This window comes from Pseudomonas sp. PS01300 (assembly GCF_029960155.1).
Lineage (GTDB): Bacteria > Pseudomonadota > Gammaproteobacteria > Pseudomonadales > Pseudomonadaceae > Aquipseudomonas > Aquipseudomonas palmensis.
In genome coordinates, this window is sequence record NZ_JASCPN010000098.1 from 1 (window position 1) to 10656 (window position 10656).

General features: G+C 64.9%; 12 protein-coding genes and 1 riboswitch. Of the genes, 6 read left to right on the top strand and 6 right to left on the bottom strand.

Annotated features, from left to right (window positions below; all coding sequences use genetic code 11):
* The first annotated feature begins 107 nt into the window (after positions 1 to 107).
* The 4 genes from QMX96_RS25590 (at position 108) to QMX96_RS25605 (ending at position 2934) form a co-directional block, all read left to right on the top strand.
* Complete coding sequence (locus tag QMX96_RS25590; protein ID WP_282362663.1) at positions 108 to 575, top strand: VOC family protein; 468 nt, start codon at positions 108 to 110, stop codon at positions 573 to 575.
* Between the two features lie 81 nt (positions 576 to 656).
* Complete coding sequence (locus QMX96_RS25595; protein WP_100632725.1) at positions 657 to 1850, top strand: hypothetical protein; 1194 nt, start codon at positions 657 to 659, stop codon at positions 1848 to 1850.
* 79 nt (positions 1851 to 1929) lie between these two features.
* Entirely contained in the window at positions 1930 to 2277 is a 348-nt protein-coding gene (locus QMX96_RS25600) for a hypothetical protein (protein ID WP_043860591.1), read from the top strand.
* A gap of 144 nt (positions 2278 to 2421) precedes the next feature.
* A complete protein-coding gene (locus QMX96_RS25605; RefSeq protein ID WP_282362664.1) occupies positions 2422 to 2934 on the top strand; it encodes a FecR domain-containing protein in 513 nt (170 codons plus the stop codon).
* On the opposite strand, the gene QMX96_RS25610 is transcribed toward QMX96_RS25605, so the two are convergent.
* Together QMX96_RS25610 and QMX96_RS25615 are read right to left on the bottom strand one after the other, a co-directional pair.
* Positions 2931 to 3776, bottom strand: a complete 846-nt coding sequence (locus QMX96_RS25610) for a tyrosine-type recombinase/integrase (protein ID WP_229590266.1) — start codon at positions 3774 to 3776, stop codon at positions 2931 to 2933. The genes QMX96_RS25605 and QMX96_RS25610 overlap by 4 nt on opposite strands.
* 133 nt (positions 3777 to 3909) lie before the next feature.
* On the bottom strand, positions 3910 to 4716 hold the full coding sequence (locus QMX96_RS25615) for a hypothetical protein (RefSeq protein ID WP_282362665.1): 807 nt from the start codon (positions 4714 to 4716) through the stop codon (positions 3910 to 3912).
* Positions 4717 to 4870: 154 nt separating this feature from the next.
* On the opposite strand from QMX96_RS25615, the gene QMX96_RS25620 reads away from it, so the two are divergent.
* Both QMX96_RS25620 and QMX96_RS25625 read left to right on the top strand, forming a co-directional pair.
* Entirely contained in the window at positions 4871 to 5416 is a 546-nt protein-coding gene (locus QMX96_RS25620; protein ID WP_282362666.1) for a hypothetical protein, read from the top strand.
* 88 nt (positions 5417 to 5504) lie between these two features.
* Entirely contained in the window at positions 5505 to 5933 is a 429-nt protein-coding gene (locus QMX96_RS25625) for a RidA family protein (protein WP_054914449.1), read from the top strand.
* 6 nt (positions 5934 to 5939) lie between these two features.
* Here QMX96_RS25625 and QMX96_RS25630 read toward each other — a convergent pair whose 3' ends face one another.
* From QMX96_RS25630 to QMX96_RS25645, 4 genes are all read right to left on the bottom strand, one after another.
* Positions 5940 to 6968 carry a hypothetical protein gene (locus QMX96_RS25630; protein WP_043860586.1) on the bottom strand — a complete coding sequence of 343 codons (1029 nt, stop codon included), beginning with the start codon at positions 6966 to 6968 and terminating at the stop codon, positions 5940 to 5942.
* A gap of 80 nt (positions 6969 to 7048) precedes the next feature.
* Positions 7049 to 8953, bottom strand: coding sequence for a M14 family metallopeptidase (locus tag QMX96_RS25635; protein ID WP_282362667.1), 1905 nt, complete (start codon positions 8951 to 8953; stop codon positions 7049 to 7051).
* Between the two features lie 127 nt (positions 8954 to 9080).
* The gene (locus tag QMX96_RS25640) at positions 9081 to 9740 is read right to left on the bottom strand and encodes a TenA family protein (RefSeq protein WP_043860584.1); all 660 of its coding nucleotides are present in this window, start codon (positions 9738 to 9740) and stop codon (positions 9081 to 9083) included.
* Between the two features lie 3 nt (positions 9741 to 9743).
* A complete protein-coding gene (locus QMX96_RS25645; protein ID WP_282362668.1) occupies positions 9744 to 10394 on the bottom strand; it encodes a TenA family protein in 651 nt (216 codons plus the stop codon).
* 32 nt (positions 10395 to 10426) lie between these two features.
* A riboswitch (TPP riboswitch) is annotated at positions 10427 to 10542 on the bottom strand.
* Between the last annotated feature and the right edge of the window lie 114 nt (positions 10543 to 10656).

The following is a 10656-nucleotide window of genomic DNA, read 5'->3' on the forward strand; positions in this document are numbered from 1 at the left end:
GGTCAAGCCCGCTCCCACAAAGGCAGTGATGAACACGTGGGAGCGGGCTTGACCCGCGATAGGGCCCGTGTAGGCAACACACTTTTTGCGTACCAATGGAGGAAAAAATGGCCACCCAACCCATCCCCGACGGTCAGCACAGCATCACCCCCTACCTGGGCATCAAGGACGCTGCCAGGGCCATCGACTTCTACAAGGCCGCCTTTGGCGCCACCGAAATGTTCCGCCTCGACGCCCCCGATGGGCGTATCGGCCATGCCGAGCTGAAAATCGGCGATTCCTCGCTGATGCTGGCCGACCCCTGCGACCAGGCCGGCGGGCTCACCAGCAGCCAATCCCTGCAGGGCAGCGCCATCGGCCTGCACCTGTACGTCGAAGATGTCGACGCTACCTTCGCCCAGGCGCTGAAGGCCGGCGCCACTCAGGTCAACGCCGTGCAGAACCAGTTCTACGGCGACCGCAGCGGCACCCTCAGGGACCCTTTCGGCAACCTCTGGTTCGTCGCCACCCACGTCGAAGACGTGTCGGTCGAGGAAATCCGCGCCCGCGCGGCAAAAATGTTCAGCCCGCAATGAACGCCACCTGCACGCGACGATGGTCGCGTGCAGGGCTTTGAATTAAGGTGGCAGGCACAGGAAAGCTGGCCAGGATCGTCCATGCGAATCATCGAGAAAAACGCCGCGCTGGTGCGCACCCTTACCCCCGCCGAAGAGGAACTGCTGCGCGGGTTCGTGCTGGGCGCCCTGGAGGGCCCGCGGCTGCTGCAGGCCAACCAGTTGCTGATGAAGGTACGCGCCGCCGGGCAGTGGCTGGCCTGCGAATGCCAGCCCAAAAGCATGCCGGTACTCAACGTCAACCTCAACGGCAGCACCGGCACGCTGTTTCTCAAGAACAACCCCGGCACCGCCGAACATGCGCCGGGCTGTGCCTTCACCAAGGACGAACGCGACACCGACGCCAGCCATAACGAGGCCGACACCCCGCCGGCGGCCTGGCTGGCACCGGACGCGCCGTTGCGCCTGATCGGTGATTTCCAGCGTGCCGCTGCCGGCAGCGGCGAAGGCAACGGCAGCGGCGACAGGCGCGAACAGCATCGCCTGCTCTCGCTGCTGCTGACCCTGATCGAAGCCAGCGGCCTGAACGTCTATGCCACCCACCTCAAAAAGGACCTGACCGCCCAGTTCGCCGAGCTGCGCAGCGTCGCCACCCGCTACCCGCTGATCGACCGCGTGCCCGCCAGCAACTACCTGGAAACCCGCCTGGACATGAAGCACATGATGATGCTCAAGGCACGTCTGCGCGACGCCACGGTGTTCGGCACACATCGGCGCCATGGCCTGCTGCTGGACTGCGTCAGCCAGATCAAGGCGCGCAAGGTGCTCACCGAGCGCAGCGAAGACGGGTTCGACTTCCAGGGCCACCACCTGCTGTGGGGCGGTAGCCGCACCCCCGGCCCGCTGCTGGCGCTGGCCATCTATTCCCCCGCCACCGCCGGCAGCCACTTCTACGAACTGATCCATGTGGCCAGCGTGCCGGTGCTGTCGCGCGCTCACCTGTTCCCGGTGTACCGCGACGAAGAGCGCGAACCGCTGAAGATGCTCGTCTCGCTGATCGACTGGATGGCCGGCAAGGGTGTGAAGGTGGTGATGCGCCGGCCGGTGATCGGCGGTCGGGTGATGGACGAACTGGTGCTCAGCTCCGACCAGGACAGGGTGCTGTCCGTGTCGCTGACCGAACAGCCGCTGGGCCCGGAGCCCGAAACGGAAAACTTCAGACGCTTTGCCGATTTCAAAGGCCTGGACACCTTCCGCAAGTACGTGGCGGGCTTCTTCATGCGGGGTCGCGACTAGACCGTCCGTCGCTCACGCCGCACCCTCGGCGCATGACGACGGACCAATGTCAGGTAGCCCACATGAAAGGAGTTCGACCATGACCCGCACCCCGATCACCGCTCTGCTGTTCGCCGCGCTGCTGGGCGCCCAGGCCACCGTGGCCCTGGCCGCAGGTACCGGCCCGACCAACCCTGCCCCCGGCAACGGCGTGCCCAACTCCACCCTTCCTGGGGCCGGGGTGGATGTGCCGGCCCCGTCCAACGAGCCGTCGATGCCCAACGGCACCGACCCACGTACCCAGGGCAACGACGACGGCCGCCAGGGCGGCATGAACACCGATGACACCCGTGGGCAGATGCCCGAGGGCACCGGTTCCGAGAGAAATGGCCACGAAGGCTCCGAAAGCAACAACAGCGGCGGTGTCAGCGGCCCGGCTGGCAGTTGACCGCTGCGCCCGCAAGCTGGCTCCTACCGGCGATACACACCCTGTAGGAGCCGGCCTTGCCGGCGAAGGCCCAAGCACTGCAACCGCTTGAGTGCCGCCCCTGCTGCCCCTATCATCCCCAGCCTTTTCCACCTGGGGCTCCCCGTGTCTGACCCTCGCCTGAAACGCCTTGGCGCTTGCCTGCTGGCAGTCCTTGGCAGCGCCTACCTGGCGCAGAACATCGTGCCGTGGCGCCAATTGATGGCCGATGAACGCACCGGGCCGGCCCAGACACGCCTGCTGCAATTGAGCGATGGCAGCCAGCTTGCGCTCAATCACGCCACCCATGTGGACATCCGCTTCACCGCGCAGCAACGACGCCTGGTGCTGCACGATGGCGAAGTGCTGGTGCAGGCCAGCAGCGACCCGCGCCCGCTGATCGTCGAAACCCCGAGCGGTGAAGTCCGCGCACACTCCGGGACGTTCAGTGTCGATCATCTGCACAGGGGCTCCCAGGTCAACGCCTACGCGGCTGACGTACAGGTTCTGCCACGGCTGGGCACCCCCAGCCTGCTGCCCAGCGGCAGCGGGCTATGGCTGCGCCGTGCCGGTAGCAGCTGGCAATGGCCAGCCCGGCCCAGCCGAATCAACACCCGGGCCTGGCCCTCCGGCAGCTAGCAGTCGAAGCGGTCCACCGCGCGGCGCCGCTCGTTGTCGTCGCGCATGTCGTAGTTGGCCGTGGTCTGGATGTTGCTGTGATGCGCCAGCTTCTGCGCGATCGACAGGTCGTGCTCCTCGATCACCCGGGTGATGAACGAACGGCGAAAATCGTGGGGCATGATCTTCACGCCCACCTGGGTACCGCGTTGGCGGGCGATGTAGTAGATCGCGTGCTTGGTGATGCGCTCGCGGGTGATATGGCTGCCGCGGCGGATGCGGTTGAACAGGAAGGTATCGTCGGCCTGGCCCTCGGGCAGCTGCGAGCGGCGAAACTCCAGCCAGGCATTGAGCTTGTCGAAGGCCCACACCGGGGCGTACTTGATCAGCTGCTTGTTGCCCTTGCCCAGCACCTGCAGGCTGCGCTCGGCAAAGTCGATCTGCTTGAGGTCGAGGTTGACCGACTCGCTCTTGCGCATGCCGGTGCCGTACAGCAAGGCGATCACCGCCGCGTCGCGCAGCCCCTGCGGGCGCGGGTCGGCAGCGCAGGCCTCCATCAGTTCGCGGATCAGCGTGCGCTTGAGATTGCGCCCCACCGGCAGGCGCGTGCCCTGGGCGGCCTTGACCGTGCGCATGCGCAGCAGCTGGTCCTGGCTGATCAGGCCCAGGCGCCAGGCTTCGTTCATCACCCCGCGAATCGCGTTGACGTACAGCGACGTGGTGTTGGGCGCATAGCCGTCGGCGCGCAACGCCGCCACCAGCGCAGTGACATGCCCCGGTTCGAGCAAGTGCCAGGGCACCTCCTTGATGTCGATGTCCTCGAAGTCCAGACGGTCGGCGGCGTCCTGCAGGATGTACTTCATGGTCAACTGGCTCGACGGGGCCAGTCGGGCGAGGTATTGCAGCAGGGGGTTGTGGAGCGATGCGTGCAGTGAATCAGGCAAACCGTGGGGTTCCTCTAGCGCAGTAGGGCAAATTCAGCCGGGGATGATACCCCTAGTCCACCAGGTAAAGCTTGATGGTTTCCCGGGTCAGCGAGATCACCTCGTGGGTGTAGCCCTCGGCATCGCTGGTGCCGTATTCCAGATACCCGTCCTTGCGCTGGATCACGTAGGCCACGCGTGGCAGTGGCCTGCCGGTTTCGCTGTCGGTGATGGGCAGACGTGCACTGTAGAGCGGCGCCTCGACCCGCCTGGCGAAGGGCGCCAACGGCGTGGCGTCGTCCAGCGTCGGCGCGGCCCACACAAAAGGTGGTATGTACGGGCTGTAGTCGTGCTTGTTCACTTCGGCCAGCAGCACCGAAACCGGGATGCGCATCACCAGTGAAAAGTACGCGTGATACGGGAACGCGGTGATGTACAGCTTGCACGGGATTGTGGTTCTGTTCTCGAGCAGGCGCTGGATGGTTTCGCGGGTCAGTTCAGTGCTGCTGGAGCGGCTCGGCAGGGTCTTGTCGAAGCTCATCTGCGCCAGGTAGTTGAAACTGCCATCGGGCGCGCGGCTTTCGAACTCGGGCGAGCCGGACAGGTTGTAGGTGATGACGTGCTCGAGGTCGAAGTTCTCGTCGCCGTCCAGCGCGCACACCAGCCGCTCGCTGATCTGGCCATTGCCGGTGTGGCGTTCGAACAGGCTGAGCAGGTCTTCGTCGGCCTGAAAACGCAGGTCGTAGCGATACGGGTTGTCGCTGAACGACACAAAGCGCAGGGGCAACGGGTCGATGCCGTGGTCCTTGACGCAGCCACAGCTCAACAGTGCACCGGCGGCCAGCGTGAAGCCGAGGGCGAAGCGGTGAAACACAGGCATGCGCCCTTCTTCCATGAGTGTGGCGGGCGCGCAGGATGCCCTAGCAGGCACTCTGCGGCAAGTGTCACGGCGCTTTGTGCGATGCCTCGTGAACCGCTGGCGCAGCGTGACCAACTGGTGTATCAAGGCGCCCTCCCGCCCCCATGGATGACACATGCGCCTGCTTCCACTGATCGTACTTGGCCTGCTGGCTGCCCAGCTCAGTGCCTGTTCACTGTTCATCCCGCGCGCCAAGGCCACGGTCGAACCGATTTCCCTGCAAAAGCAGCTCGACAGCAACCACAGTGTGTACACCCTGACCTTCGCGGCAGATGTGGATGTGCTCGACGCCTTCCGGGGCAAGACCAGCCAGTTGGGCACGCGCATCGAATGCTCGATCACCGAGGATGAGAACCTCGCCTATGACCACCGCATGACGTATTCGCTGATCGGTGAGATCGAACGCGATGACCGACCGCCCCGTGATGGCCTGTTCACCTCGAAACTGAGCTTTCAGAAAAAAGACCAGTACCGCGACCTGGGCGACGCAGCGGCCCTCGACATGCTGGCAAGAAAGCCGGTACTGCCATGCACCATGAAGGCATCCGGCTTCTTTGTGGGCTACTACTATTCGAAGCCGTTCACCTTGCAGGCCAGCGACCTGATCCGACTGATCAAGGGGCCGGTGCCTTCGCAGCGCCTATTTCTCAAACACTACTGAAGAACGTGCGGCGCCCTTGAAAACAGGTGATTGACATCAACCTAACTTGAGGTTTTACCCTTGCGCCTCCCTTGAGTGGAGTCGCCCCATGAGCACCAGCCAACCCGCCGTATTTGTGTTGTCCAACCCCGAAGGCCTGTACGACCCCAGCGCCAATGCCTATTCACACGTGGCCGAGGTCAGCACCGCCGCCAAGCTGCTGTACATCGCCGGCCAGGGGGGTGAAGACCCTGCCGGTACGCTGTCGCCCGACTTTGCCGAACAGGCGCGCCAGGCGCTGCTCAACCTGCGCACCGCGCTGGAATCCAGAGGTGCGAGCCTGGCCGATGTATTCAAGCTGACCCTGCTGATCGTGGACCATAGCGAAGCCAGGCTGGCGCTGTGGGTGGCGGCTGCGAACGCCGCCTGGGGCCAACTCAGCAAACCGACCTGCACCCTGATACCCGTGCCGCGTCTGGCACTGGACGGCATGCAGATCGAAGTCGATGCCGTGGCGGCCCTGCCCGCTTCGAGCTGATGGCCCCTAGCGCAGCGTGCACTGCGTCTGCACGATCGAGCGGTTGATGCGGTCCAGCTCGCTCTCGGCAACGACCCTGTTGTGGACGTTGAAGGCCATTTCATAGGCCTGGTTGGCAAACGCGGTGCAGTTGGGCCGCTCGAGAATCACCGCATCCATGCGCAACGCGTAGATGACCAGGGCGTCCGCCGACTGACCGGCGCGTTCGCGGTAGGCATAGCGTTGCTGGCGGGCCTGCTCGAAGTTGGCCTGCACTGCCTTTTCATAGTTGGCCTTTTGCGTGCGCTGCACAGTGGCCACCGGCACAGTGAGCAATTGATACACCGCCTGCTCGTAGGTCTTGGGGAAGCGGACTTCGTTGGTTTCGTGCAGCAACGTCTGGTTCATCACGTACAAGGTGGTGGTCGGACAGTAGTCGAAGCGCCCGCAGGCCTTGCTTGCCTTGGCTTGCAGGGCATCTGGCTGAAACCGCTGCGCCGACCAGCCCAGGGCCAGGTTGTACTGCTTGAGCGCCGTGTAATCGGCCTTCAACGCCTTGTTGAACGCCGCGAAGCACGCCGTGGTCTGCGCCGTCTGCGCATCGCCACAGCCTTTCACGCCAGAGATGTCGTCCAGCGAGTCGCCGCTGTAGTCGAGGGTCAGCGCTGGCCGTGCAGGCGTTGTCGACACCGCCACACCCTGGGTCTTGAGTGCACTGTAGCGGGCCGTCATTGCTTGCAACCTGGCACCGTCGGCTTTCTGCACGGCGGCGATTTCCAGCAGTTGCTTGACCGCGTCGAGGTCCTGGGGCTTGAGGTCCTTGTTGCCGGTCAGTGCCTCCAGCAGGTCCAGCGTGGCATTGGCATCACCGGCCTCGGAGTCCATGCGCAGCGCGCTCAAGGTCGACGCATAGCGGCTCTGTGGCACGAACTCGCCAAGGTTCATTTCTTCAAGGCTTGCGTACTTGAGCGGCTGTGCAATCTGCTGGCTCATGTCCTGGGCACACGCCAGCGAGGCGTACAGCAGGGTGATGGCAAGGGTAAGGCTGGTCTTCATGGACGTCCTGACAAGGCAACGCCACCGCAATGGTCGCGGTGGCCCACACCTGCATCGGCACGGCTGGCGCTTCCTTTAACTCAGTACACGGCCCCCACCGGGTACACGAATGCATTCACGTCATAGAAGGGCGTGCGCTGGTAAAACCAGTGCAGGCGCGCACTCGGGCTGTCGGCGAACGCCTTGTCGTCCTTGAGGCGGGCTTCGAACTCGGCCTTGAGTGCCGGGCTCTCGGCCAGCATCTTGCGCGCCATCGGCTCCATCACGTATTCCTCTGGCTCCTCCGCCGCCACCAGGGTCGCGTTGAAGAAACCCCAGGCCCAGAACGAGTCGGGGCTTTGCGGGTGCAACAGGTTGATCGCCAGCACGCCCAGCGGCTGGTCGACGTCGATCAGCACCGAACCCGCCGCAAAGGTCTGCATACGCTCCAGCGGGTTGGCCACGCCACTGACCAGCAGATGCCCTTCATAGCCCGGAATCTCGTTGGCTGCCGCACGGTCCGGCTCGAAGCCACCGGCCACCTTCACCTCATCCATGCGGTACAGCGTCACCGCCATCGCCGTGGGCTGCTCGAGGGTGCGCATGCGGATGCCATGCGCCTTGAGCCGCGCGATCACCTCGGCCCACTGCGCCGGCACCACGTACTGGCGTGGGCGCTTGACCACCAGGTCGGGCTCGGTGTTGCCAGTGACCGGCACCGTCAGCGGCTTGGGCACGTTGCCCCACACGATCGTCCTGGCACCGGTGATCGGCGACTGTTCGTAGCGGTAGTCGCCCACCTTGAAGTCCACCTGCTCCTCCTTGCCCGGCTTCCAGGTCAGCACCACCTCGCGCTGGGCCGCGAGCCGGGCACGGTCACTGGCAATGGCCTGCTGCAGCGAAGCGGCCTGCTCGCCGAGCACCTGGAACATCGTCTTGAGCATCACGTAGTTGCCCAGCACCTGGGTCTGGTACGGGTGCAGTGCATGCTGCTCGATCAGAATCGACGGCACGTTGCGGATATCGCCGTACTGGTTGGAGAAGCGCGCCAGGTCGGTGCGGTACGGGTAGTAGCCCTGGGTCGGGTCCTGGTTGTCGTTCATGCTGATGCACTCGTGCACCACATGCCCCTCGCCCTCCAGCGCCTGGTACACCGGCGCACGCATCACCGTGTCCATCCACGCGCTGCTGGCCGGCGACCAGCCATTGCCGTTATGGCAATACGAGCTGTCGTAGGGGTACATCGCGCCATCGGTGGAGTGGGTGTCGGCGAAGAAGCTCAGCTCGTAGGTGTTGAACACCCAGGCCACGTTACGGATCTCGGCGCTGTCGAGCTTGGTGAAATCGCGGTTCAGGTTGAGGTTGCGCCCGTTCACGCGCCAGCCACTCTGGCGGGGGCCGTTCTGGTTGATTCGGCCATAGGCGCTGCGGCGGATATCGCCGTCCACGTTGACACTGGGGATGAACAGGATGTTGACCTTCTGCAGCAGGCCGGCCAGCGGCTTGCTGCCGGTGGTCATGTCGCGCAGCAGCATGAACATCGCGTCCTTGCCGTTGGACTCGCCGGGGTGGATACCGGCCTCGATAAAGAGCGTCGGCTTGCCCGAACGCTTGAGCGCGGCGGGTGACTTGTCGGCCTCCAGCGAGGCCACCACCAGCAGCATCGGGTGGCCCTCGGCGCTTTTCTCCGGCAGCTCGCTGAGCACGATGGCGCCATTGGCGGCGGATGCCAGTTGCTGAAGGTAATCGCGGGTTTGCGCGTAGGTGCTGGTGTCGGCAAAGCCGGTGGCTTCGGCGACGGTGATCAGGGGGTTGCCGGCGGGCGCGATATAGCGGGTGCTGGTGAGGGTCTGCTCGAACATTGCCGGCAGAATGCGTTGCTTGGCGGCCTCGGGGTAGCCGCTGTCATCGATATAGGCCGGGGCGCCGGGCAAGGCCGCAAGGGCGGGCAGGCTGCCGAGCAGCAGCAAGGTGGCCAGCAGGGGCTGCGGGTGCAGGTCGTTCATGATGGGTCCTTATCATGCGTAAGCAGGCAACCTTAGCTGATAAGGGGCAATGTCACCGCGATGGGATGCCGGCGAAGCGCCGCGCGAGCGGCGCTCGGTGCCGGGAGCGCCGTTGCGCCACGCCGTTCTACCGCGCCGCCAACCCCATCTGCCAGAAATCCGCCTCCAGCCGCGACGCCTGGGCAAAGATCGCCACCAGCTCGGTGAAGCGCTGCTCGGTCATGCTGCGCGCCGCCAGTTCGTCCAGGTGCAGGCGCGCTGCAGCAGCCACGCCCTGATACCCCTCCCCGGCATACTCGCCAATCCACTCGCGGTACGGATGATCACCCAGCGCCGCCACCCCGTCGGGGCTCAGCGCCCGGCCGATCTCGGCGTAGCCGATCACACAGGGCGACAGCGCCACATGCAGGTCCAGCAAGTCGCCCGCCGCGCCGCAATCGAGCACGAAGCGCGTATAGGCCACGGTGGCCTGGTGCTCCGGCGCGGCCTCGATGTCAGCCTTGGACAAGCCCCAGCGCGCGCACAGGCGTACATGCAGGTCGGTCTCGTCCAGAATCGCCGCAAGCCCCGCCTGGGCGGCACGAATGTCCGAAGGCCGGCGGCTCTTGTACGCGGCCAGCGCCCAGGCCCGCGCGAACTGGATCAGGAACAGGTAATCCTGCACCAGGTAGGTACGAAACGCCGTTTCGGGCAAGCTGCCCTGGCCCATCTGGCGCACGAAGCTGTGGTCCACGTAACTGGCCCACTCGGTCGGTGCAGCAGCTTTCAAACGGTCGAAAATATCCATCGTTCACTCCCCCTGTGGGTACACGGCATCGAAAAACTCAAGCTCCAGCGCCACGGCACGCAAGAAGAAATCGGTGCTCAGCGCCTCTTCCTGGAGGCCCACACGGTCGAGTTCGGCGCCCAGGAACGCGACGAAGTCGGCGAAGGCCGGGTTGTCGTGCAAGGTGATCCATTCGGCGTGCACGAAGTTGTCCGGCAGCGGCCTGGGCGCCTTGAGCGCCCAGTCCAGGTACAGGCCCTCGGCCACGTTGAGCACCGCCAGCACCGCCGCATAGGATCGGGTGGCCGCCGCCTGGCGCATGATCGCCTTGAAGCCGGCCGTGGGCTGTGTGTCGGCCGGCGCGGTGCGTTGCGCCTCGCTCACGCCCAGTGCCTCAAAGGCGCGCAGGAAATAGGTGTTTTCATCGCTGGCGATCATGCCGGCGAAACGCGCCAGGCGCAGGCGCGCATCGAAGGTGTCGGCGGTGGCAATGGCCGCGCCGAGCAGGGTCAGGAAGCTGTCGATGAAGCGATGGTCCTGCACCAGGTAACGCACCATCACCGGGTCCGGCAGGCTGCCGTCGCACAGCTGGGTGACGAAACGGTGGCCGACGGCGGCCGACCAGGTGGGTTCGCTTTGTTTGCGCAGGTGTTCGGTGAAACGTGGGGCAGTCATGGAGCGGCCTCGCAGTGAGACCGGCAAAGAAGGCAGGCGCTAGATCCCATCCCTTCGCCGGCATGATCCGGATCAGGTTCGAAGGGTCACCGCGCTGCAGATGCCAGCGGTTTCTCAGCCCGTTGCCGGGGCTCCCCTTGGTGCGCACACTGTATACAGCGATGTGGGCAATGTGCAATGCGCAGGCACCGCATCGATGCCATCGCGGGTCAAGCCCGCTCCCACAGGAGCTGGCGCCGTCCTTGTGGGAGCGGGCTTGACC

Excerpts from the sequence above, each read along its gene's own strand:
- QMX96_RS25590 (WP_282362663.1), top strand. The coding sequence starts at position 108 with ATGGCCACCCAACCCATCCCCGACGGTCAGCACAGCATCACCCCCTAC.
- QMX96_RS25595 (WP_100632725.1), top strand. The coding sequence starts at position 657 with ATGCGAATCATCGAGAAAAACGCCGCGCTGGTGCGCACCCTTACCCCC.
- QMX96_RS25600 (WP_043860591.1), top strand. The coding sequence starts at position 1,930 with ATGACCCGCACCCCGATCACCGCTCTGCTGTTCGCCGCGCTGCTGGGC.
- QMX96_RS25610 (WP_229590266.1), bottom strand. The coding sequence starts at position 3,776 with ATGAAGTACATCCTGCAGGACGCCGCCGACCGTCTGGACTTCGAGGAC.
- QMX96_RS25615 (WP_282362665.1), bottom strand. The coding sequence starts at position 4,716 with ATGCCTGTGTTTCACCGCTTCGCCCTCGGCTTCACGCTGGCCGCCGGT.
- QMX96_RS25620 (WP_282362666.1), top strand. The coding sequence starts at position 4,871 with ATGCGCCTGCTTCCACTGATCGTACTTGGCCTGCTGGCTGCCCAGCTC.
- QMX96_RS25625 (WP_054914449.1), top strand. The coding sequence starts at position 5,505 with ATGAGCACCAGCCAACCCGCCGTATTTGTGTTGTCCAACCCCGAAGGC.
- QMX96_RS25630 (WP_043860586.1), bottom strand. The coding sequence starts at position 6,968 with ATGAAGACCAGCCTTACCCTTGCCATCACCCTGCTGTACGCCTCGCTG.
- QMX96_RS25635 (WP_282362667.1), bottom strand. The coding sequence starts at position 8,953 with ATGAACGACCTGCACCCGCAGCCCCTGCTGGCCACCTTGCTGCTGCTC.
- QMX96_RS25640 (WP_043860584.1), bottom strand. The coding sequence starts at position 9,740 with ATGGATATTTTCGACCGTTTGAAAGCTGCTGCACCGACCGAGTGGGCC.
- QMX96_RS25645 (WP_282362668.1), bottom strand. The coding sequence starts at position 10,394 with ATGACTGCCCCACGTTTCACCGAACACCTGCGCAAACAAAGCGAACCC.